General features: G+C 73.8%; 14 protein-coding genes. 5 read left to right on the top strand and 9 right to left on the bottom strand.

What is annotated here, in order from left to right; genetic code table 11:
• Nucleotides 1-90: 90 nt before the first annotated feature.
• On the top strand, nucleotides 91-1,110 hold the full coding sequence (locus ACH4ZA_RS03070) for a DUF5954 family protein (RefSeq protein WP_319280023.1): 1,020 nt from the start codon (nucleotides 91-93) through the stop codon (nucleotides 1,108-1,110).
• Nucleotides 1,111-1,191: 81 nt separating this feature from the next.
• Here ACH4ZA_RS03070 and ACH4ZA_RS03065 read toward each other — a convergent pair whose 3' ends face one another.
• A complete protein-coding gene (locus tag ACH4ZA_RS03065; protein ID WP_319280022.1) occupies nucleotides 1,192-2,043 on the bottom strand; it encodes a rhomboid-like protein in 852 nt (283 codons plus the stop codon).
• Nucleotides 2,044-2,259: 216 nt separating this feature from the next.
• Between ACH4ZA_RS03065 and ACH4ZA_RS03060 the strand changes: the two genes are divergently transcribed.
• The 4 genes from ACH4ZA_RS03060 (at nucleotide 2,260) to ACH4ZA_RS03045 (ending at nucleotide 9,027) form a co-directional block, all read left to right on the top strand.
• The gene (locus tag ACH4ZA_RS03060; protein WP_319280021.1) at nucleotides 2,260-2,946 is read left to right on the top strand and encodes a spermidine synthase; all 687 of its coding nucleotides are present in this window, start codon (nucleotides 2,260-2,262) and stop codon (nucleotides 2,944-2,946) included.
• 122 nt (nucleotides 2,947-3,068) lie between these two features.
• A complete protein-coding gene (locus ACH4ZA_RS03055) occupies nucleotides 3,069-3,809 on the top strand; it encodes a response regulator transcription factor (RefSeq protein WP_020130720.1) in 741 nt (246 codons plus the stop codon).
• Nucleotides 3,806-4,921 (top strand): HAMP domain-containing sensor histidine kinase, encoded by a 1,116-nt coding sequence (locus tag ACH4ZA_RS03050; RefSeq protein WP_319280019.1) that lies wholly within the window; start codon nucleotides 3,806-3,808, stop codon nucleotides 4,919-4,921. The genes ACH4ZA_RS03055 and ACH4ZA_RS03050 overlap by 4 nt, the downstream gene beginning before the upstream one ends.
• Nucleotides 4,922-5,223: 302 nt before the next feature.
• Nucleotides 5,224-9,027 (top strand): multifunctional oxoglutarate decarboxylase/oxoglutarate dehydrogenase thiamine pyrophosphate-binding subunit/dihydrolipoyllysine-residue succinyltransferase subunit, encoded by a 3,804-nt coding sequence (locus ACH4ZA_RS03045; protein WP_398427701.1) that lies wholly within the window; start codon nucleotides 5,224-5,226, stop codon nucleotides 9,025-9,027.
• A 118-nt stretch (nucleotides 9,028-9,145) separates the two neighbouring features.
• Here ACH4ZA_RS03045 and fxsT read toward each other — a convergent pair whose 3' ends face one another.
• From fxsT to ACH4ZA_RS03005, 8 genes are all read right to left on the bottom strand, one after another.
• The gene (gene fxsT / locus ACH4ZA_RS03040) at nucleotides 9,146-12,187 is read right to left on the bottom strand and encodes an FxSxx-COOH system tetratricopeptide repeat protein (RefSeq protein ID WP_398427700.1); all 3,042 of its coding nucleotides are present in this window, start codon (nucleotides 12,185-12,187) and stop codon (nucleotides 9,146-9,148) included.
• Nucleotides 12,188-12,320: 133 nt separating this feature from the next.
• Nucleotides 12,321-13,817 carry an aKG-HExxH-type peptide beta-hydroxylase gene (locus tag ACH4ZA_RS03035; RefSeq protein ID WP_398427834.1) on the bottom strand — a complete coding sequence of 499 codons (1,497 nt, stop codon included), beginning with the start codon at nucleotides 13,815-13,817 and terminating at the stop codon, nucleotides 12,321-12,323.
• Nucleotides 13,817-15,013, bottom strand: a complete 1,197-nt coding sequence (locus tag ACH4ZA_RS03030; RefSeq protein WP_398427698.1) for an FxsB family cyclophane-forming radical SAM/SPASM peptide maturase — start codon at nucleotides 15,011-15,013, stop codon at nucleotides 13,817-13,819. Before ACH4ZA_RS03030 ends, ACH4ZA_RS03035 begins: the two co-directional genes overlap by 1 nt.
• Nucleotides 15,014-15,252: 239 nt before the next feature.
• Entirely contained in the window at nucleotides 15,253-15,468 is a 216-nt protein-coding gene (fxsA, locus tag ACH4ZA_RS03025; RefSeq protein ID WP_398427696.1) for an FxSxx-COOH cyclophane-containing RiPP peptide, read from the bottom strand.
• A gap of 26 nt (nucleotides 15,469-15,494) precedes the next feature.
• A complete protein-coding gene (locus ACH4ZA_RS03020) occupies nucleotides 15,495-18,941 on the bottom strand; it encodes an SAV_2336 N-terminal domain-related protein (protein ID WP_398427695.1) in 3,447 nt (1,148 codons plus the stop codon).
• A 7-nt stretch (nucleotides 18,942-18,948) separates the two neighbouring features.
• Nucleotides 18,949-19,971, bottom strand: coding sequence for a MoxR family ATPase (locus ACH4ZA_RS03015; protein ID WP_319278598.1), 1,023 nt, complete (start codon nucleotides 19,969-19,971; stop codon nucleotides 18,949-18,951).
• Between the two features lie 108 nt (nucleotides 19,972-20,079).
• Nucleotides 20,080-22,392 carry a trypsin-like peptidase domain-containing protein gene (locus ACH4ZA_RS03010; protein WP_319278600.1) on the bottom strand — a complete coding sequence of 771 codons (2,313 nt, stop codon included), beginning with the start codon at nucleotides 22,390-22,392 and terminating at the stop codon, nucleotides 20,080-20,082.
• Nucleotides 22,389-23,063, bottom strand: coding sequence for a CU044_2847 family protein (locus tag ACH4ZA_RS03005; RefSeq protein ID WP_319278601.1), 675 nt, complete (start codon nucleotides 23,061-23,063; stop codon nucleotides 22,389-22,391). The genes ACH4ZA_RS03010 and ACH4ZA_RS03005 overlap by 4 nt, the downstream gene beginning before the upstream one ends.
• Nucleotides 23,064-23,138 lie beyond the last annotated feature (75 nt).

The raw sequence follows: 23,138 nt of genomic DNA, 5'->3' as shown, positions 1-23,138 counted from the left end.
CGGGCCACGCCCCCCGCGCCCCCTGCCCGCACCCCGCCCACTTCCGGCATTCGCCCCGAAGCGGGCCGCCGCCCCGACCACAATGCGCTTATGACCGATGACTGGAAGCGACGTCTCGACGCCCTCCACGCGGAGCTGGTCCGCCGCGACGACCCCGTCGCCTGGGTGACCGAGGCGGACGCCGTCGAGGCCTCCAGGCGCTACCCGCACATCGCGCTGCGCGGGCCCGTCTTCGGCGTCGCCGTCCTGGACCCGGCCGTCGACGGGAGGTGCTGGCGGCTGCTGAAACCGGTGGTGGACGGCATGCCCCAGCAGGCCCGGGACGGGCTGAACTCGCACCTGTGGTTCGAGGCGAAGGACGGCGCCGGCGATCCGGCCGTGCGACGCGAGCTGCTGACCGCCGTCGCCGTGCTGGAGCGGGCCCCCGCCGACGAGGTCGAGGCCCTGGGGGTGCGCTACCGGGTGGTGCGCGGCGACGAGTTCGCCCGGACCGGCGACGACGGGCTGGAGCCGCCCCGGCCCACCGACCCGGAGGTCCTCGGCGCGTCGTGGGAGGAGCCGGGCGCCGCGCCGTCGCCGGACGTGGGCTTCGCGCTCGACCCCGGCCGAAACGAGGGACCGATGGCGGGCGCGCTGCGGCTGGGGCTGCGCGACTTCACGTACACGGGCGCCCGCTTCCCCGCCGACGTCCGCGAGGACTCCGCGCGGGCGGCTCTGACCCACCCGGACGTGGTCCGCCTGCCGGTCGGCTTCTCGGTGGCGGAGCGCGAGGGCGCGCAGTGGACGCCGTTCGGCTCGCTGGCCGCCACCCCGCACGAGGCGCGCCGCGCGCTGTACGAGGGGATGGCCCGGGTGTGGGCGATGCTCTACCGCTTCGACGAGCGCAAGAAGGCCCTCTACGCGCGCGCCGCCGAGGCGTTCAGGGCGGCCGGACGGGCCGACGAGGCCAGTGTGGAGGGCCGCCTGTTCCGGGTCTGCCGCGTCGAACGGATGATCCGGCTGGGCCCCGACGGCCCCGAACCGCCCCGCCCGTCCGACGTGGACGAGTACGGCCCCATGAAGCTCCACCCCACCCTGTGCGAGGACGGCACGGTCCGGTTCAACGACTGAGGCCCGCCCGGCCGAACGCCCGGTGGCGCCCGGTGGCGCCCGGCGTCGGTCGGATGCTCACGCGCCGGCCCCGCGCCACGCTCACGCCGCGGACGGGGACGCCGCCCGCCGGGGACGGACGGGCCGGCCCCGCAGGTCCCAGCGCCGGACCCACGGCCAGACGGCGACGCCCGTCGCCAGCGCGATCAGGTGACCCCAGTTGGTCAGCGGGTCGGTGTAGGCGATCAGGTCCTGCAGCAGCATCCCGCCGAACCCGACGAGCACGAGCCCGCGCAGCCACGGCCGGAGCAGTCCGGCCAGCGCGCCGACGCTCGCGGCGACCCCGAAGCTGATGCCGTAGTCGAGACGGTGGAGCGAGCTGTCGGGCAGCCGCCCCACCAGCACGGCCAGCCCCACCGGGACCTCGGTCGCGAGGGTGGCGAGCACATGTCCGAGCAGGAAGACGACCGCCGTACGGGCCCCTCCTATGCGCCTTTCCAGCGCGGTGAGGACGACGACGAAGCCGAGCGTGAAGGGCGAGGCGAAGCCGCCCGCCACCCACAGTGCGCTGGCCGCCAGCACCAGCGCCGGCGTCTGCAGCAGATGCGCCACATCGGTGCTGGAGCCCTGGTAGAGGGCGTAGACGAGCGCGGGGTCGGCGTGGGCGGCGACGTACGAGGTGACGGCGAGGACGGCCGCGTAGGCGAGGGTGAAGGGGACGGGGACCCGCACCCGGACGCCTGCCGGACGCCCTGGGCGGGGGACGGTGTCCGTCCGCGCGGGCGGCTCGGCCGGACCCTCCGCGAGCCGCTCTCCAGGCCGCTCCAGGGGCCGCTCCCCGGGCCGTTCGGCATGCGGCGGTACGGGCCGCACGCCGCGCTGGCCGGGGATGCCGTCCAGCAGACCGGCGACGTCGGGCAGGGGCGGGCTCGCGGGTGAGGTCGTGCGTTCCACCTGACGCGCTCCTTCCGTTTGCCCCCACCCTTCGCGTCCCGCACGCCCCCTGTCTGTGACCCGCGCCACGCCGGGGCCGATTCACAGAAACCTCTGAGACTCCTCGCATCCCATTCTCATGCACCCCGGGCGCAACTCGAACATCCATACGTCAACTGCACCCGCGGGACACGGATTTCCCTCGCCCGGGCACCGGCGAACTGCCAGGATGGCCGTATGGCTCCCCCGTACGACATGCCCGACGCCCCGGAAGTGCTCGACCGTCGTGAGGGCCCCTACGGCGAGGTGGTCCTGCGCCGGCACGGGAAGCTGCTCCAGATCATCGCCAACGGCTGCTTTCTGATGGACACCTCGGACGGCCGCTCGGAGCGGCTGCTGGTGGAGGCGGCGCGTGCGGCGCTCGACGACCGTGCGGCCCCCCGCCTGCTGATCGGCGGCCTGGGCGTGGGCTTCTCCCTCGCCCACGCGGCCGCCGACCCGCACTGGGGCCGGATCACGGTGGTGGAGCGCGAGCGGGCCGTGATCGACTGGCACCTCGACGGCCCCCTGGCCGCGCTCTCCGGGTCCGCGCTCGCCGACTCCAGGACGAAGATCGTGGCAACGGACCTGCTCGACTACGTCGATGAGACTCATGACACATTCGACGCGGTATGCCTGGACATCGACAACGGACCCGAGTGGACCGTCACCGAGGGCAACGAGAGCCTGTACTCCCCCGATGGACTCGCGGGCTGCGCACGGGTGTTGAGACCGGGCGGCGTACTGGCCGTATGGTCTGCCCGGCCCTCTCCGGAATTCGAGGGAACCTTGCGGAATGCCGGGTTCCGTCAGGTGCGTACCGAAGAGATCCCGGTTGCCCGAGGAGTGCCGGACGTCGTGCATCTCGCCGTCCGGCCTGGATAGCAAAGCCGTGGTGACTCCCCGTACGCTGCACCCCTGACGCCGATCATTTACGCGTCAACCGCAGTCATGCGCAGACATGGGATCACCCCACTGGTTCCGGAAAGCACACTCAGGGGCGGGCGATGGAGCAGACACACACCGCACACAACAGCACGGCGACCGCCACACCGGGCGCGCAGCGGCGCGTCCTGGTGGTCGAGGACGACCCGACGATCGTCGACGCCATCGCGGCCCGCCTGCGCGCCGAGGGATTCCTCGTGCAAACGGCGGGCGACGGCCCGGCGGCCGTCGACACGGCAGAGGCCTGGCAGCCCGACCTGCTGATCCTCGACATCATGCTGCCCGGCTTCGACGGCCTCGAGGTCTGCCGTCGCGTGCAGGCCTCCCGTCCGGTGCCGGTGATGATGCTCACCGCGCGCGACGACGAGACCGACATGCTGGTCGGGCTCGGCGTGGGCGCCGACGACTACATGACCAAGCCGTTCTCCATGCGGGAGCTGGCGGCTCGCGTGCACGTGCTGCTGCGCCGGGTGGAGCGGGCCGCGATCGCCGCGACCACGCCGCGCAGCGGGATCCTGCGGCTCGGCGAGCTGGAGATCGACCACGCGCAGCGCCGGGTGCGGGTGCGCTCGGAGGACGTGCACCTCACGCCCACCGAGTTCGACCTGCTGGTCTGCCTGGCGAACACCCCGCGCGCGGTGCTCTCCCGTGAGCAGCTCCTCGCCGAGGTCTGGGACTGGGCGGACGCCTCCGGCACCCGGACGGTCGACAGCCACATCAAGGCGCTGCGCCGCAAGATCGGCGCCGAGCGGATCCGCACGGTGCACGGCGTGGGCTACGCGCTGGAGACCCCGACGCCATGAGTCCCGGGCCGGACGGACCCAGAAGCCCCGCTCCCGGAACCGGGGAGCCCTGGGGCCGTGTGCGCCCGTTCTCGATCAAGACCAAGCTGGGCGCGCTGGTCGTCATCTCGGTGCTGATCACCACGGGTCTGTCGATGATCGCGGTGCACACCAAGACGGAGCTCCGCTTCATCACGGTCTTCTCGATGGTCGCGACGCTGCTCATCACGCAGTTCGTCGCGCATTCGCTGACCGCGCCGCTGGACGAGATGAACACGGTGGCCCGCTCCATCTCGCACGGCGACTACACCCGCCGGGTGAGCGAGAACCGCCGCGACGAGCTGGGCGACCTCGCCCAGACGATCAACGTCATGGCGGACGAGCTGGAGGCGCAGGACCGGCAGCGCAAGGAGCTGGTGGCCAACGTCTCGCACGAGCTGCGCACGCCCATCGCGGGTCTGCGCGCCGTCCTGGAGAACGTCGTCGACGGGATCGCCGAGGCCGACACCGAGACGATGCGCACGGCGCTGAAGCAGACCGAGCGGCTCGGGCGGCTGGTGGAGACCCTGCTGGACCTGTCCCGGCTCGACAACGGCGTCGTCCCGCTGCGCCGGCGGCGCTTCGAGGTGTGGCCGTACCTGTCGGGCGTGCTGAAGGAGGCCAACATGGTCGCCTCGGCGCGCGCCACGATGGGCTCGGGCGGCAGCCACACCCGCACGGACGTCCATCTGCACCTGGACGTGTGCCCGCCGGAGCTGACCGCACACGCGGACCCGGAGCGCATCCACCAGGTCGTCGCCAACCTCATCGACAACGCCGTCAAGCACAGCCCGCCGCACGGACGGGTGACGGTGAAGGCGCGGCGCGGTCCGCAGCCGGAGTCGCTGGAACTCGAGGTCCTGGACGAAGGGCCCGGCATTCCGCGCTCGGAGTGGCGACGCGTGTTCGAGCGGTTCAACCGGGGCGCCGTTCGCCGGCCGCACGGGCCGGGCAGCGACGGCGGCACGGGGCTGGGGCTGGCGATCGCCCGCTGGGCGGTCGATCTTCACGGAGGCCGGATCGGAGTGGCCGAATCCGAGCGGGGCTGCCGGATTCTTGTCACTCTTCCGGGAGAGTCCTCCGTCCCAAGTTGACGTAAAGTTCGAAGCGGAGCCGCAAGATCCACCGGTGTCCGCCCAGTCGGACACGTGTGATCAGGCAGAGCGCCGACGCAGGTCGGCGAAGGGTCCGCACGCCCGTCGTGCGTGACGTGCATCAACACACCCTTTTGACGCGCAACCGCGCTTGTTTCCCGCCATTTCCACCCCCGAAACGCGCTCTCCGATGTGACTTACGCGACGATGGACGGGCCCGGCCTGACTCTCCCCCTCCGGGGGGCGTAGCCTTTATTCCCGCTGTCCATCACCTTGTGAAGCGGAAGAGGGCGGTTGCCGCCGTGTCGCCACAGTCCCCCAGTAACGCATCGAGCATCTCGACCGACGCAGACCAAGCGGGCAAGAACCCCGCTGCCGCGTTCGGACCGAACGAGTGGCTCGTCGACGAGATCTATCAGCAGTACCTCCAGGACCCGAATTCGGTAGACCGCGCCTGGTGGGACTTCTTCGCCGACTACAAGCCAGGGGCCGCTGCCCCCTCGGCTACGGCGGGTACTGCGGCCGCGGGGGCCGCAGCGACCACCACAGCGCCTCCCGCACCCGCCGCCCCGGCCCAGCAGCCGGCTCCCGCCGCCGCTCCGGCGCCCGCGCCGGCCCCGGCCTCCGTGCCGAAGCCCGCGGCCGCCGCACCGGCTCCCGTGAAGGCGGCCCCCGCGGCCAAGCCGGCCGCCGCCGCGCGGCCAGCGCCCGCCGCCGCGGCGCCCGCCTCCCCCGAGGGCCCGGAGTTCGTGACGCTGCGCGGCCCGTCCGCCGCGGTCGCCAAGAACATGAACGCCTCGCTGGAGCTGCCCACGGCCACGTCCGTGCGCGCGGTCCCGGTGAAGCTGCTGTTCGACAACCGCATCGTCATCAACAACCACCTCAAGCGCGCCCGGGGCGGGAAGATCTCCTTCACGCACCTGATCGGCTTCGCGATGGTGCAGGCCATCAAGGCCATGCCGTCGATGAACTGGCACTACGCGGACAAGGACGGGAAGCCCACCCTCGTCAAGCCGCCGCACGTCAACTTCGGCCTGGCCATCGACCTGGTGAAGGCCAACGGCGACCGCCAGCTCGTCGTCGCCGGCATCAAGAAGGCCGAGACGCTGAACTTCTTCGAGTTCTGGCAGGCCTACGAGGACATCGTCCGCCGCGCCCGCGACGGCAAGCTGACGATGGACGACTTCACCGGTGTCACGGTCTCCCTGACCAACCCCGGCGGCCTCGGCACCGTGCACTCCGTGCCGCGTCTGATGCCCGGCCAGTCGGTCATCATGGGCGTCGGCTCCATGGACTACCCGGCGGAGTTCCAGGGCACCAGCCAGGACACCCTGAACAAGCTCGGCATCGCCAAGGTCATGACGCTCACGTCGACCTACGACCACCGGGTCATCCAGGGCGCCGCCTCCGGCGAGTTCCTGCGGATCGTCGCGAACTACCTGCTCGGCGAGAACGGCTTCTACGACGAGATCTTCGAGGCGCTGCGCATCCCCTACGAGCCGGTCCGCTGGCTCAAGGACATCGACGCCAGCCACGACGACGACGTCACCAAGGCCGCCCGCGTCTTCGAGCTGATCCACTCCTACCGGGTCCGCGGCCACGTCATGGCCGACACCGACCCGCTGGAGTACCGCCAGCGCAAGCACCCCGACCTCGACATCACCGAGCACGGGCTCACCCTGTGGGACCTGGAGCGCGAGTTCGCGGTCGGCGGCTTCTCCGGCAAGTCCCTGATGAAGCTGCGCGACATCCTCGGCGTGCTGCGCGACTCGTACTGCCGCACCACCGGCGTCGAGTTCATGCACATCCAGGACCCCAAGCAGCGCCGCTGGATCCAGGACCGCATCGAGCGCCCGCACACCAAGCCGGAGCGCGAGGAGCAGCTGCGCATCCTGCGCCGGCTGAACGCGGCGGAGGCCTTCGAGACCTTCCTGCAGACCAAGTACGTCGGCCAGAAGCGCTTCTCGCTGGAGGGCGGCGAGTCCGTCATCCCGCTGCTCGACGCGGTGCTGGACTCGGCCGCCGAGTCGCGCCTGGACGAGGTCGTCATCGGCATGGCCCACCGCGGCCGGCTGAACGTCCTCGCGAACATCGTCGGCAAGTCGTACGCGCAGATCTTCCGCGAGTTCGAGGGCAACCTCGACCCGAAGTCGATGCACGGCTCCGGCGACGTCAAGTACCACCTGGGCGCCGAGGGCACCTTCACCGGCCTGGACGGCGAGCAGATCAAGGTCTCGCTGGCCGCGAACCCCTCCCACCTGGAGACGGTCGACCCGGTCATCGAGGGCATCGCCCGCGCCAAGCAGGACATCATCAACAAGGGCGGCTCGGACTTCACCGTCCTGCCCGTCGCCCTGCACGGCGACGCGGCCTTCGCGGGCCAGGGCGTGGTGGCCGAGACCCTGAACATGTCGCAGCTGCGCGGCTACCGCACCGGCGGCACGGTCCACATCGTCATCAACAACCAGGTCGGCTTCACCGCCGCCCCGGAGTCCTCGCGCTCGTCGATGTACGCCACCGACGTGGCGCGCATGATCGAGGCCCCGATCTTCCACGTGAACGGCGACGACCCGGAGGCCGTCGTCCGCGTCGCGCGGCTCGCCTTCGAGTTCCGCCAGGCGTTCAACAAGGACGTGGTGATCGACCTCATCTGCTACCGCCGCCGCGGTCACAACGAGTCGGACAACCCGGCCTTCACCCAGCCGCTGATGTACGACCTGATCGACAAGAAGCGCTCGGTGCGCAAGCTCTACACCGAGTCCCTCATCGGTCGCGGCGACATCACCCTGGAAGAGGCCGAGCAGGCGCTGCAGGACTACCAGGGGCAGCTGGAGAAGGTCTTCACGGAGGTCCGCGAGGCCGTCACGGCCCAGCCGAGCGCCGGCCCGGTGTCGGACCCGCAGGCGGAGTTCCCGGTCGCCGTGAACACCGCGATCTCCTCCGAGACCGTCAAGCGGATCGCCGAGTCGCAGGTCAACATCCCCGACTACTTCCACGTCCACCCGCGTCTGCTGCCGCAGCTGCAGCGCCGGGCGTCGATGGTCGAGGACGGCACGATCGACTGGGGCATGGGCGAGACCCTCGCGGTGGGCTCCCTCCTCCTCGAGGGCACGCCGGTCCGGCTGTCCGGCCAGGACTCCCAGCGCGGCACGTTCGGCCAGCGTCACGCGGTCCTCATCGACCGCGAGACGGGCGAGGAGCACACCCCGCTCCAGTACCTCGCCGAGGAGCAGGCGCGCTACAACGTCTACAACTCCCTGCTGTCCGAGTACGCGGTCATGGGCTTCGAGTACGGCTACTCGCTGGCCCGCCCCGACGCGCTCGTGATGTGGGAGGCGCAGTTCGGCGACTTCGTCAACGGCGCGCAGACGGTCGTCGACGAGTACATCTCGGCGGCCGAGCAGAAGTGGGGCCAGACGAGCGGCGTCACGCTCCTGCTCCCGCACGGCTACGAGGGCCAGGGCCCGGACCACTCCTCGGCCCGCGTCGAGCGCTTCCTCCAGCTGTGCGCGCAGAACAACATGACGGTCGCGATGCCCACGCTCCCGTCGAACTACTTCCACCTCCTGCGGTGGCAGGTGCACAACCCGCACCACAAGCCGCTGGTCGTCTTCACCCCGAAGTCGATGCTGCGTCTGAAGGCCGCCGCGTCGAAGGCGGAGGAGTTCACCACGGGCCAGTTCCGCCCGGTCATCGGCGACACGTCGGTCGAGGCGAACGCGGTCAAGAAGGTCGTCTTCTGCGCCGGCAAGGTGTACTACGACCTCGAGGCCGAGCGGCAGAAGCGCGGCATCACGGACACGGCGATCATCCGCCTCGAGCGGCTGTACCCGCTGCCCGGCGCCGAGGTCCAGGCCGAGGTCAACAAGTACCCGAACGCCGAGAAGTACCTGTGGGTGCAGGAGGAGCCGGCCAACCAGGGCGCCTGGCCGTTCATCGCCCTGAACCTGATCGACCACCTGGACCTGGCGGTCGGCGCCGACATCCCGCACGGCGAGCGTCTGCGCCGCATCTCGCGCCCGCACGGCTCGTCCCCGGCCGTCGGCTCGGCGAAGCGGCACCAGGCCGAGCAGGAGCAGCTGGTCCGCGAGGTCTTCGAGGCCTGACCGGCTGACCGCCGGCGCGCGTCGACGGTGTGATCCACGGCGAAGGGCCCACCCCCCGGAGGTTTCGGGGGGCGGGCCCTTCGCCGTGGATCTGTGTGGCCGCCGACCGGTGCCGGCCTCAGATGACCTGGGGTTCGAAGTCCCAGTAGGGCCGGTTGCGGGAGCGGGCCGAGACGGTGTGCGGATGCCTGCTGCCCAGCGTCGCGTCGAGGTCCGACAGGGCCTCCTGCTCGACCTTCTCCGCCTGCCGCCGGTCCCGCAGGCCGCGCAGGTCCGCCGCGTGGGCGATGCGCGCCGACAGGGTCAGCGGATGGGTGCGCCCGAGCGTCTCGACGGCCCGGCCCACCGTGTCGTGGCTGAGCTCGGCGGCGCTCTCGGTGTCGCCGACGATGTTGCGCAGGGCGGAGGCGTTCAGGGCGCAGCCCAGCGTCCAGGGGTGGTGCTCCCCCACCGCGTCGGTCATCGCCGCGAGCGCCTGCTCGAGGAGGACGTGGCCCGCCTCCCGCTCGCCGACGTTGCGCAGGATCAGCGCCTGGTTGGCGCGGGCCCCGGCGACGAACGGGTGCTCGTCGCCCAGCATCACCTCGTAGCGCGCGACGACGGCCTCGCTGAGCTCGCGGGCCCGGTCGATGTCGCCGTGCTCGCGGGCGTAGCAGCTCTGGGCGGTCGCGAAGATCAGGGTCAGCGGATGCGTCTCGCCGAGCACCCGCTCGCCGCGCTCCAGCACGCTGGAGAGCAGCTCCCCGGGCTCCTCGCGTTCGGCGCCGCGGTCGCGTCCGCGGTCCCGCTCGCCCAGGCGGTAGCGGCACAGCGCGAGGTTGTGCTCGGCCTTGAGGGTCTGCGGGTTGTCGCGGCCCATCACGAGCCGGATCTCGCGCACGTTCTTCGCCTGGATGGACTCGGCCTCGGCGTACCGGCCGAGCAGTCGCAGGTCGATGGCGTAGGAGATCTCGGAGCCGAGGGTCCACGGATGGCGGGCCCGCAGCAGCAGCCGGCGGGATTCCATGGTCCGCCGGTCGTGCTCCAGGGCCTCCGGGTAGCGGCCGAGCAGCCGCAGGGAGACGGCGAGGTTGTTGAGCGAGTTGAGGCTGCGCGAGTCCTGGTCGCCCAGCAGGTCGCGGTAGGCCACCAGGACCCACTGGGAGAGTTCCAGCGCCTCGTCGTAGCGGCCGAGGCCGCGCAGGTCGGCGGCGAGGCCGGCGGCGGCCCGCAGATGCTCCAGGTCCTGCGGTCCGCGCTCCGCCTTCAGATGTTCGGCGGCGGCCCGGCTGAGGGCCTCGGTGGCGGCGTAGTCGCCGACGGCCCGCAGCAGGTTGGTGTAGTGGTAGGTCAGCTCCCAGATCCGGGGGTGGGTCGGGCCGAGGAGTTCGCGCCAGGCCTTCATGGCGCGTTCGCCGAGTTTGATGCCGGCGACGTACTCGCCGGAGAAGTACATGTAGCGCAGGCAGTTGAAGACCAGTCGCTGGACGGTCGGTTCCTGGGTCTGCAGCACGTCGGCGTACTTCAGGTGCGGCACGATCTCGGCGTACCCGGGCCACAGGTCGGGGTCGGTGGGCCGGCGCGGGTCGGCCGCGGCGAGGGCCAGCCGGACGACGTCGATGAACTCCTTGCGGTCGGCGTCCGGCATGTCCTTGTGCACGATCTGGTGGACCATGCGGTGCAGGTACAGCGACTCCCCGGAGCCGGCCCCTTCGTCGCCGACGGCCTCGTGGGACTCCAGGCGGACGACGGAGTACTGGCGGAGCTGGTTGATCGCCTTGTTCCACAGCAGCGGGTCGTTGAGCAGTCCGGCGAGCTGTTCGGGCAGTTCGTCGCTCGACATCTCGCGCAGCAGCCGGACGGGGATGAAGCCGGGGGCGAAGAAGGTGCACAGCCGCAGCAGGTCCACGGACTCGGGGACGGTCTCGCGGAGTTTGTTCAGCAGTATCGACCACGCGGTCTGGAAGGCGAGCGGGAAGTCCGCCGACACCTTCACCACGTCGCTGTCGATGCCGCCGTCCAGCAGGGCGATGTACTGGCGCACCGACAGCTCGGAGTCGTTCAGCCAGCCCGCCGTCTGGTCCAGCAGCAGCGGCAGGTCCTCCAGCGCGTCCGCGAGCTGGTCGGCCTCGCCCTCGGACAGCCGTGGCGCGCGGCGCCTGATGAACGCCACCGACTCGTCGCGGGCGTAGACGGGCACCTCCAGCAACTTGCTGTTGTGCTCGGTCCATTCGGGGTTGCGGGAGGTGATGATGACGTGGCCGGGGCCGGTGGGCACCAGGTCCCAGATCTGGTCGGGCTCGTCGGCTCCGTCCAGGATCAGCAGCCATCGTCCGTACGGGTCGCCGCGGCGCAGCGAGTCCCGGACGGCGCGCAGCCGTTCGCCGTACTCCTGTCCGGTCTGCAGGCCGAGTTTCGGGGCGAGTTCGGCGAGCAGCCGGCGGTAGGTGACGCGTTTCTCGGCGTTGACCCACCACACGACGTCGTACTCGGAGCCGAACCGGTAGACGTACTCGGCGGCCGTCTGGGTCTTGCCCACTCCGGACATGCCGTGCAGCGTGACGACGCCGGCGCCGGGCTCCGCGCCCTGGAGCAGGTGGTAGGCGTCGTTGAGCAGCGTCTCCCGGCCGGTGAAGCGGGTGTTGCGGCGCGGCACCCCGCCCCATACCTCGGGCATCGCCGCCGGGAAGCGGGGGCCGCGGCGGGCGCCCTCGGGGAGGTCGGGCTGCGGCTCGAAGGGCAGGTCGAGCCGGTCGAACAGGCGGCGCTCGGCCTCCTCCGCGCCCATGTTGGTCAGGTCGACGGGGGCGAGGACGGCGGTCGCGGCCGGTACGGAGGCCGTCGTCACGGAGACGGCGGCGAACCGTGACGGGTCGGGGGCGACGACCTCGCGCAGTGCCGCGTTCCACTCCTCCTGCGTACGGGGGCCGAGCTGGAAGTACCACTCGCTGACGACGATGAGGATGCGGCCCTCGGCGAGTTCCAGGTCGCGCAGCAGATCGACCAGCGGCACCTCGGCCGGGGAGTCCCAGCGCAGGTACACCACACGCAGGCCGCGGCGTTCGAGCCGGTCTCCGATCCATGCCGCCCAGGCCCGGTTGAATCCCGCGAAATGGATCGTGACCGCCTGCCTCGCGGCCCCTCTCCCGGTTGCCCCGACCGGCGTACGAGCTCCAGACATGCAGCGGCCTCCAGCACGTAGTACCTCGAAAATCCTAGGACCTCGGCGCGGCGCGCGTAAGTCCGCCGACCTCTTCCGCGCGCGCCTCGGCCCGACGATCTTCGCTCACCTGACGGCCCCTCGCAGGCCATCCTCATTCTTTCGGGCGTGGCAGCGCGGGAGTATGACGCTGTGTCCACAGGGCGCGCGCGGCCTTCACGTAGGCCTCGGCCCGGGCGGTGTGGCTGCGGGGCGCCGGATGTTCGGCCATGCGTTCGTAGGCGGCGGCCATCTCGTCGACGAACCGGCGTCCGCGGACGGTGAGGTCGGGCGAGCCGACGAGCGCCGGCAGCGCCGCTTTCACCTGGGCGCGGTAGCGGGCGTGCCGGGACCATGCGTACGCGGCGTCGGGCGGCGCGGCGACGAGCGCCCGGTGCTGGAAGTAGTCGGCGAGGGCCAGATGGGAGTACACCCCCTGCAGCAGGGCGTCGTAGGGCCGGGGGCCGGTCTTCCAGGGGGCGAAGTAGCGCGCCTCGGGACCGGCGTGATGGAGCGTCACCAGGTCGGCGAGAGCGGCGAGTTTGGCGTGGTGGAGTTCGTGGACGAGGGTGGCGGCGAGGGCGACGGCGTCCTGCGGGGGGCTGGCGAGCAGGGCGCCGAACGCCTCGTGCCGGGTCGCGCTGCAGCTGTCGCGTCCGTCCGCGCCCGGCGGGCTCTCCAGCGGGACCAGGCAGCGCAGCAGGGTCACCGCCTCGGCCACCCGGTGCGCACCGCCGGAGCGCAGGGCGGCCTCGGTGCCCGACCAGGCGTGCAGCCACCGTTTGTGGTCCGTGTCGTCGAGCACGGCCGGTCCGCTGAGGCCGCGGTGGCCGGGACCGGGCGCGGTGCGGTACGGGTCCACGTCGTCCAGGGGCAGGGGCGCGGTGGCGGGCGGCAGGCCGGGCAGGGTGCGCACGGGCGTCCAGGCGAGGGCGGCGGACCAGGCGCCGATGCCGCTCTCCAGGTGGACGACGACGTCGGGCGCGTCGGGTCCGCGCAGCGTCAGCCGCCCGTCGCGGTGGGCGACGTCGACGAGGGCGTCCGCGGCGGTGGCCGTGTGCAGGGCGCCGAGGGAGGGCAGGGTGAGCACTCCGGCGCGGGCGGTGAGCCGGACGGTGAAGGGGATGCCGGCGCGCGCGGCGGCCACCGCGGCGAGGGCGCCGAAGTGGGCCAGGTCCTGGCGGAGCCGGCAGGCGCGGTGCTCGTCCGCGGGGCCGCCGCGCTCGTCGAGTCCGCGCAGACAGCTCAGCGCCCAGGGTCCGGTGAGGGGGTGGAAGAGACGTTCGCGGGCGGGCGAAGGCGGGGCGCCGGGCGGGTACGGGTGGCCTGTGGACGGGCGGGGGCGGCCGGCGGGCGGGCCGGACGGGCGGGTGGGGTGGTCTGGGGGGCGGACGCGGTCGGCCTCGGTGAGCAGGGCCCAGTCGTCGCGCAGCCGTGCCTTGCGGGCCGGGGAGCAGACCGCCGGGCGCGCCGCGTCGGCGGCGTCGAGGACGGCGCGCAGGAGGAGCAGGCGCCGGGTGTCCTGGTCGCGGACCAGGAGGGCCAGGGTGTCGGGGCCGCCCCGGGTGCGGCCGAGCTCCACGAGGCTGCGGTCCGGGACCTCGGGGCGGATCACGGGGCGCCCTCTTCACGGGCGGCGAACACGGCGTGGGGGTCGGGAACGGCCGGGACCGCGGGGGCGGCGGGTGCGGCGACGGGCGTGTGCGGAGCGAGCCGGGCGGCGATGTGGCGGATCAGGCGCTGGAGGTCGGCGCAGTACACCGACGGGTTGCGAAAGCCGTGTCCGGCCCGGTAGCGGTGGGCGTAGTGGCCTCCCCCGCAGACCGTCAGCAGGGGGCAGGCGCGGCACTGATGCGCGAGGGACGCGGCGCCCGCCTGCCGGGCCGCGACCGCCGGGTGGCGCAACGCGTCGTCGAAGGTGTCGTGGAAGACGTCCAGGCCGGTGTGCGCGGCGCCGTCGTACGCCGACTTCAGGGAGTCCGTCTGCTCGATGGACCCGTCGGTCTCGACGACGACCGCGTCGAAGGGCGCGAGGCCCAGGGACTCGGTGGCGGAGGGCATGCCCAGCAGGAGGGCGAGGCACTCCTCGAAGAGACGCACGCGGGTCTCCCGGCGGCCCGCGTCCCACCAGCGGTCGAAGACGGCGCACAGCCACTCCCCGTGCCGGGCGCCGGCCCAGTGGGGCGGCGGGGCGGACCAGTTGCCGTGCGGCAGCAGGAAGTTGAGGGCGGGGGGCCGCAGTCCGAGGAGGGACTCGTACGTCTCCACGGGGTCCAGCGAGGCGTCGACGACGGTGAGGATGCCCGCGTACGCCGACGGCGCGTGCTCGGCGGCCAGCAGGGCGCCGCGTGCGGCGGCGGGCCAGGAGGGGCGGCCGGCGTGGTCCACGCGGCGCGCGTTGTGCGCGGCGCGCCCTCCGTCGAGGCTGACGCTGATCCGGACGCCGCCGTCGGCGAGGACGGCCAGCCGTCGGGCGGTGAGCAGGGTGGCGTTGGTCTGGACGACGGCGTGGACCGTGCAGCCGTCCGGGACGCGGTCCCGGACCAGGCCGGTGAAGCGGGTCAGGGTCTCGGCGCCGGCCAGCAGGGGTTCGCCCCCGTGCAGGACGAGGGAGAGGGCCTTCAGGGCGTGGGCGCGGGCGTGCTCGGCGATGCGGGCCGCGGTGCGGTCGAGGACGTCGGGGGCGGTCCTGGCGGGGCGGGTGCGCCAGGTGCCGTCCGGGCCCTCGTAGAGGTAGCAGTAGGTGCAGGCGAGGTTGCAGCGGCCGTGCATCTTCACGATGAACTGCCGGAAGGCCTGTCCGGACATCCAGCACCCCCATGCCCTGCAGCTGCCCTGAAGCGGCCGTACGGCTGCCCTGCGGCCGGCGTCGGCCCGCGCTGCGGTGTCCCCCGCGGCACGGCGCGGGCGCCGCACGGGGCGCATGCCCGTGCGGACCGCGGACACAAACCCCGCCCGACCGAACTTGTCCGAGTCGCGCGCACATGAGACCGGATTCGACTTCCGAACGATCGAATGTGTCCGGTAGAGGGAGTGGGAGAAACCCGTCAGAGCACGGAGTCGAACCCCCACAGCGTCTCGCTCGACCTCCCCGCCCGCTCCCGCAGGTCCTCCACCACCTCCCGCAGCACCGGGTGCCCGATCGTCCGCAGTTCCGCCAGGTCCAGCGCCAGCGGATCCGGCAGCGGCCCGCCCGCGCCGGGCTCACCCGCGCCGAACTCCCGCGCGGTCGTCTGCTCCACGAACTCGCCCCGTACGTCCATGCCCGTTCCTCCCCAACCCGCTCGGCTCACGTCACACGCTCCAGCGCGGCAAGCCGCTCCGCCGTCCCGGCGGCCGTCGGCCCGTCGGCGACCAGGCTGCCCTCCGGCAGCCGCGACCACTCCGTCCGGGCGGCACGGTAGGCCTCCCGGGCGGCCCGCGGCCGCGAGGCCGCCTCATAGGACATACCCCGCCAGTGGTGCGCCTGCGCACCCGTTCGGACGGCCTCGTGCCGCCGGCGTTCCGTGGTGGCCCTCCCCTCGGCCTCCCGGGCCGACTCCGCCGCGTCGCGGAAGGCGTCGACCGCCAGGTCCAGGCGGGCCGGTCGACGCAGGCTGCGGTAGGCCTCGAACTGGACCTGGCCGAGTTCCAGACGGCACCGGGAGGCAAGCAGCGGGTCCGCCGCGTCCGCGGCGGCGAGCCCGAAGAGATGCTCGGCCTCGCGCAGGTCGACGCGGTCCCCGCGGCCCCGGTAGCGCAGCATCAGCGCACGGCCGAGCAGCAGCAGCCGGTGGGCGACCTGCGCGCTGCCCGCCGGGGTCTCCATCCGGCAGTCCCGCAACACGCGGATCGCCCGGGAGAGCGTGCCCTGGGCCCGCGCCCCCGACTGCAGTCCGGCCAGCCGAAGCAGCGCCTCGCCCCATTCGGCGAGGACGTCGGCGTGCGCGGGCGCGTCGCGGGACATGCGCTGGGCGGCCTGCGCGAAACGGTCGGCTGCCGTCTCCAGCTCCGCCGGATCGCCCGACTCCCGGTGGCGGGCGACGGCGATCCGGCCGGCCCGCGCCAGCAGCGCCGCCCGCCGCCCCTGTTCGCGGACCAGGGCGAGCGCCTCGTCGACGCGGGCCTGGGCGTCGTCCAGCGGACCGCCCGCCTGGAGCAGGGCGTCCACCAGATCGAGCAGGACACGCACCCGCGCGCGTGCCGACTCCGCGGTGTCGGGCGCCTCCCCGGTGTCGAGAGCGGCGCGCAGCGACTGCGCGCCCTGCTCGGCGTAGAGGCGGGCCTGCACGGGGTCGGCGGTGGCGCCGGAGAGACGCAGCAGGATCCGGCCGTGCTCCAGGGGGAGTTCGGACGGCCGCTGCCGACGGTCGGGCCAGACGTCGGCGAAGGCCTCCAGCATGCCCACGGCGCCCTGCAGCAGCGCGCTGTCCCCGCCGAGCCGCCACTGCGCCTCCAGGGCGCGCACCCGCTCCAGGGTGAGCCCGAGGGCCTGGCGGTGGTCGAGGTCGGGCGCCGCGCAGGCGACGGCGTACTCGCGGTCGGCGCGGCGCAGCAGGTCCAGGGCCCCGGACCCGTCGCCGCGGCGTCGGCGGTCCGTCGCCGCGGCGTGCAGCACCCGTGCCAGGACGGCCCGTTCGTGCAGCCGCCGCGGGTGCGCCGCGGCGCGCTCCGCGGCCGCCTCCGCCTCCTGCAGCAGATCGTCGCCGCCCTGCACCTCCCACAGGCGCAGCGTGCAGTGCGCGTACTCGGCCCACAGCTCGGGGTCCGCCCCGGCGGGCCGTTCGTGCTCGGTGGCGCCGCGCAGCAGCTGCACCGCGTCGATGACGTCCTGGATCATGCCCTCGCGGTCGAAACGCTCGATCAGCGTGCGGGCCCGGCGGACCGCCTGGTGCGTCGGCCGCTCCTCGGGACGCCCCGGGCCGGTGCGGCCGCCGGGCGTCTCGAACTGCTCGGGCAGCGGCATGAAGCGTCGCAGCACGCGCGCGGCGACCTCGGCGAAGGGCTGCGGCACTGGCGCCGCGTCGCCGTTGCCGCCGTTGTCCCCGTGGTCGGCCCGGTCGCCGCCGTCCGCGGCGCCGGCGGCGGACGTGTAGGGGCGGCCCGCGCCGCCGTCGCCGAGCTGGGCGAGGGCCAGCGCGGGAAAGTTGGGGCCACCCTTGCCGAAGCGCTGCTCGATGTACTCCGAGCAGTGCTTGAGGACCAGCATGGCCTCGTCGCGGCCCAGCCGGGACAGCAGGGCGTCGCGCACGTCCGGATCGATGCGGTACCACTGGGCGCCGTCGTCGGCGTACTCCTCCGACTCGCGCGTGAGCAGACCGCCCACCAGCACCTCCGCCAGCTCGGACGGTCCCGAGTCGGGCAGCATCGTGCGCTGGACGAGCTGCATGACCGGCAGGCACAGGGGCGCGGCCGCCAGATACACGGCGAGCCGTCCGGCGGTCGGGGAGGCGCTGGAGCTGAACCTGCTGACCCGCTCGAACGGTGTGCGCCGGCGGTCGGCGCGCCCGGCGGGCGCGGGCGGCTGGTCCGCGCGCACCCAGCCCACGGCTCCCGGCACCGGCCCGGCGCCGGCCCCCGACAGCAGCCTGGCCCAGGCGCCGAGGGCCACCGGCTCGGGCGGCAGCACGGGCACCGGCAGCGCACCGCGGCGGGTCTCCGCAGGCACACCGGACGCGGTGCGCACCCGTAGCGCGGCCGCCCCGCCCAGCGTCTCGCCCCGGCTCAGCTCGCAGAAGACCACGGGCAGTCGGGTCCGGTTCCACAGGCGCTGCGGCAGCGGCTGGAGCACGGCGACCGGGCCCTGCCGGGAGAGGTGGTGCAGCAGCCGGTGCGCCTGTCCGCTGTGCCACAGCGGGCCCGCGCAGTCGCTGACGAAGAGCACGATCCGGCGGCCGGTGGGATCGCTGAGCCGGTCCGTGGAGTGCAGCGGCGCCGCGTACACGTCGGGGCTGCGGCTGACGGCGGGAGCGCCGTCGGGGCCCTGGTGCAGATGGCTGACCCTGATGTCCGAGAAGGCCCCCAACTGGCTGAAAACCTGCTCCAGTTCGAGGAAGAGCCGGTCCCACACCCGCATCGACGACGAGGCGTCCAGTACCAGTTGGAGCCGGGCGTCGCCCCGGACGACCGCACGGTGGACGGGCATGACCAGGCCGCCCGCCTGCGCGCTGCGCTCCGCCGTCGCCGTCTCGTCGAGCTGCATGCGCAGCGGCGGCGCCGGGCTGCGGTAGCGCTGCAACCGCCTCAGCGCGCGCTGGAGTTCGAGCGGCGCGGGCAGCGCGGGCGCGGCGGGCACGCCCACCGGCAGCGCGGCGGCCCGGCCCGCGCCACGGGTGCGCCGGCCTCCGTCCTGGGGCACCGGGTACAGGCTCACGCGTCCGCCGGCGCCCACCTCCTGCGGGGGCGGCTCCGCCTGCTCGGGCCGCTCCTCCCGCGCCCCCGCGTCCGGGGTCGCGCCCCGACCGCCGCCGCGTCTCGACGCGGGCCTGCCGCCGGCCGCGGCCGACGGTTCCTCCCGTCCGGGAACGTCCACCGGCCGGGTCCACCGCGCCAGCCACAGCGCGTCGCACAACTGCTCCACGTCGGGGTCGAGCCCCACCCCGCGCAGTCGCGCCACCAGCTCCGCGAGAGGGTCGCCGTCCTGGGCCGGGACCGGGGCCGGGGCCGGGGTCCGGGAGGCCGAGGGGTCGTCGTGGTGGTCCTGGCGGTGGTCGTCGTCAGGCGGGACGGGGCCGTGGCGGGCCGCTGCGTCGGGCATCAGGCCCTCACCTCGGACGGTCGAGTCGCTGGATGAGCAGGTCGGCCAGCCGGTCACGACTGGGCGGCGCGGCCGCGTCGGTGAGGTAGATCGCGTTCAACAGCTGGTCCGCGGCGAGGAGTTCGCTGCGCGACCGCTCCAGGAACCGTGTGATCAGATCGTCCCCCGCGCGGGCCGCCTCGTCGCCGAGATGCGCGCGGACGAACGTGGCGAGCCGGTTGTGGTCGGGGCGGCCCAGCTCCAGATGGATGCACCGGCGCATCAGCGGGGCCGGGAAGTCGCGCTCGCCGTTGCTGGTGAGCACGACGAACGGGAAGGCACGGCAGCGCACCCGTCCGTCACGCACCCGCACCTTGACGCCGTCGGCGGTCAGCACCTCCGCCTCGCCGTCCGGCAGCCGGTCGGCGATGCGCTCCAGCTCGGGTATCGCGAACTCGCCCTCCTCCAGGACGTTCAGCAGGTCGTTGGGCAGGTCGATGTCGCTCTTGTCCAGCTCGTCGATGAGCAGCACGCGCGGTGTGTCGGAGGGCAGCAGGGCGGTGCCGAGCGGCCCCAGCCGGATGTAGCTGCCGATGCCCTCGACCGCGCCCGGCGAGCCGGCCGCCGACCCGAACCCGCCCTGCGCGGCGATCTGCACGTCCTGGAGCCGGGCGATGGCGTCGTAGTGGTAGAGCCCGTCCTGCAGCGCGGAACGGCTGACGATGGACCAGCGCAGCACGCTGCCGAGCCCGAGTTCGTACGCCACCGAGTGGGCGAGGGTGCTCTTCCCGGCGCCGGGGCTGCCCGTGACGAGCAGCGGACGGCGCAGGTACAGAGCCGCGTTGATCATCTCCAGCTCCTCGGCGCCCGGCCGGTGCAGCTCCGCCAGATGCCGGTGCGCGCCGAGCCTTCGGTCCTGGGAGCCGTCGCCGGACCCCGCCGCGTCCCGGCTGGTGAAGTCCCGCCACGGGGGAGGATCGGGCAGCCGCTCGATCCCGTCGTGCGGTTCGCCGGCGCCTCGGTAGATGAGCCACTCACTGGATTCGGTCATGATCCGGTCCTCGTCACTCGTCCACCGCCGCGGCGGTCCGAACGTGCATCACGTTATCCATCCTGGGGGTACCTGGTAAGGGGCCGGCCGGTCTCGCGGACGGGCGGCTCAAGGGGCCTCCAGCAGGTCACCCGTTCCGGGCAGGGGCTGGTGGGGGTCGTCGTACAACAGGGCCACGCCGTCGGCCCAGAACGACTCCGTGCGGCCCTCCCGCAGCCGTACCCGCAGATCGTGCACGGCCTCGGGGAGGTGCTGCGCGGTGGGCGGTTCGGCGATCTCGTCGATCGTGCCGCGGTGGAACTCGCCGCAGACGGCGTCCGACCGGCCGCGCCGCCTGCGCCACAGGGCCACGCCGTAGCCGCCGAGCACGATCCGGGCGAGCGCCTCCGCGTCGTCCTCGTAACGGAGGTCGCCGTAGCGGCAGAGCACCGGGACGGTGCCGTGCGAGAGGGCGCGCAACTGCTCCACGGTCGGCACGGGTTTGCGCAACCCCTCCTCGCAGTCGAGGACTTCGGCCCGCGCGCGGTGCGCGTGCAGCCAGCGCCAGCGGGCCCGGCGCTCCGCGTCCACGTCCTCGTCGTCCTCGTCGCCGTGGCCGTCGTGTCGGGGGTGGCCGTCGTCCGCCTCGGCGTCTCCCGGGTCCTCCGAGCGCACCGGGTTCTCCGGGTTCTCCGGGGCGCGCCAGTGGTCTGCGGCGTCGCCGCCGGCCGCGTCGTACTCCCCGAACGCCTCGTCGGGCAGCCGGTCGCGGTCCGCGCAGCGCACGACGACGGGCCGCAGGGTACCCAACGGCGGTTCTTCCGGACCGAGTTGCCAGGCGTCCACCTCGAGGCCGAGCAGCGTGTGGGGCAGCGCCACCTGGAGCAGCGCGGGCCTGCCGGGCTCGTCGCAGTGGCGGAAGGCCTCCGCGAGCGGTCCGGCGAGGCGGCCGGGCAGCTCGGCCAGCGGCGTCCGCTCGGCCTCATGCAGCCGCACCGCCTCGCCGCCGGGAGCGGTCACGCAGACCGACCAGTCGCAGCGGTCCGGCTCCCAGCCGCGCCGCACCAGCTCGAGCAGGGCGGAGGGCCGGGCCGCGCTGCCCGGTGCGCGGTCACGGCCACGCGCGCGTGCGTCCTGCCCGTGCCGCCGGTCGAGCCGGCGCCCGGCGGGTCCGTCCGTGGCGTGCGCCCCCGAGGAGACCGTGTCGGGGGTGTCGCGCCCCGCTCCGTCCCGTCGGCGCAGCCGCGCTATCCGCTGCTCGGCGAGGCCGGACCGGTACCGGGCGCTCAGCCGCTGCGCGGCCTGCCACACCCAGACCCACAGGGCCTTCTCGGCGTCGGGGGTGCTGGGCACGACGAACGGCCGCGGCGCGGACATCGCCCGCATCGCGTAGTCGAGCACCAGCTCCAGCGCCCCGTCGTCGCTGGCGCTCTCGTACAGCGCGCCGAGACCGTCGCGCCAGCCGCGCGGCGCGGGCAGCGGAACGGGACCCTGGAGGTCGGGCAGGGAGTCGAGGATGTCCAGCAGACCGCGGGTGCTCTGGGGCGGCGGGAGCTCGGCGAGCCGGCCCAGCAGCTGGATCCGCTCGTCCGGGCTGAGGGTGCGGCCCGGCCGGGCGCCCAGCCTGCCCTGCACGTCGGTCCAGGTCTGCCGCCGGGACGCCGGGTGGCGCTGCCGGTCCCGGTGGTAGCGGTCATGGGCGTGGAAGACCGCCTGGTAGAGGTCGCTGTGCTCGGCCGGCACCGCCTCCGCGGGCACCCGCAGGGTGCGCAGCTGCTCGATCCCGGTGGAGGTGCCGCCGGGCCGGTGGTCCGAGCGCGCCTTCAGAACGCCGATCACCTCGCCGCGCACCGGGTCGATCACCGGCCCGCCCGAGACGCCGTAGGGCAGGTCGTTGTCGCCCAGCCGCATCTGCACGTCCGGGGACCAGCCGCCGATCGTCCCCTGCACCGTGAGCGTGCCGTCCAGGACCTGTAAGCGGCCCTCGTTCTCGGTCCAGCCCGCGTACAGCACCCGGCCTTCGCCGTAGTACGCCGCCGGACGCTCGGAGACGTACACGCACTCGTGGTCGTCGACCGGCTCGGTCAGCTGCACCAGGGCCAGGTCCGGCGCCGGCCAGTTGCCGGCGGACGCGGACCGCTCGGCGCGCTCGGGCAGCGTCGCCACGACCCTGCCGGGCGCGGTCGAGGCGCCCCGTCCCGGAGCTGTCTCATACACCACGGCAACCTTGCCCCCCTCCCCGCCGCAGGCCACGTGTGCGCAGGTCAGAACCCAGTTGGGAGCGACGAAGAAGCCGCTTCCGAGGAACGTCCCGGGCTCATCCAGGGCATACCCGACCACCGGGCGATGAATGCGCACGGTCGCCGCCACGACGAGTCCACGCAGCGCACGGCGGGCCGCATCGAACGCGTTCGATGCGCCCGGGGCGTGCCCGCCCGTCATGCTCCGCCCCCGCCGACGGGGCCGTCGGCCCCCCTGTGCATCGGCGCGCCGGGGGACGCGCCCGCGCGCCGCCCCCCGTCGGCGTCGGACACAGCCGGCGGTGCGGGTGAGGCCGATCGCGGCGGTGCGGCGGGGGGCGGCGTCGAGGGGGGCGCGGCGGGGGGCGGGGGCGCCGCCGGAGGCGGGGGTGCGGCGGGGGGAGCCGGTGCGGGCGGCGCATCGGACGGGGAGCCGTCACGCGCGCGGGAGTCCGTGCCGGTGCGGGCGCCGGAGTCCGTGCCGGTGCGGGATTCCGGGCCGGCAGGCGCTGCGTCGAGGTCGGGGGGCCCGCTGTTCCAGGTCAGGGTGACCGTGATGCCGGCCTTGGCCTCGCCGTCGGCCAGCAGGCCGACGACCTTTCCGGCCTTGGCGGTCAGCTCGATGCCGAACTCGACGCTCACCTCGTCCGGCCGCACCGCCCGCAGCGGCTCCGCCAGCGACCGCGCGACCCCCGTGACGAGCGCGTGCAGGCTCTCCACGCTCGCCTCCACCCGCTCGGCGAACCCGGTGTCGCTGTACGACAGCCGCCCGGACGGCGCGGACAGCTCGCCGGCGCCCGAGATCCGGGCCCAGACGGGCGTCCCGTCCGGCAGCGCGACGCGCGCCACCCGTGTCACGTCCTCACCGCTCATGCCACTCCCCCGTTCCCCCAGTCCCTCCCGGCCGCCCGCGCGCGTGCGCGGGCCGACGGCGGGCTTTGTCCGCGC

Source organism: Streptomyces sp. NPDC020597, from assembly GCF_044335095.1.
Taxonomy (GTDB): domain Bacteria; phylum Actinomycetota; class Actinomycetes; order Streptomycetales; family Streptomycetaceae; genus Streptomyces.
Note: the sequence above shows the minus strand (reverse complement) of the source record. Positions and strands in the feature narration are given on the sequence as shown.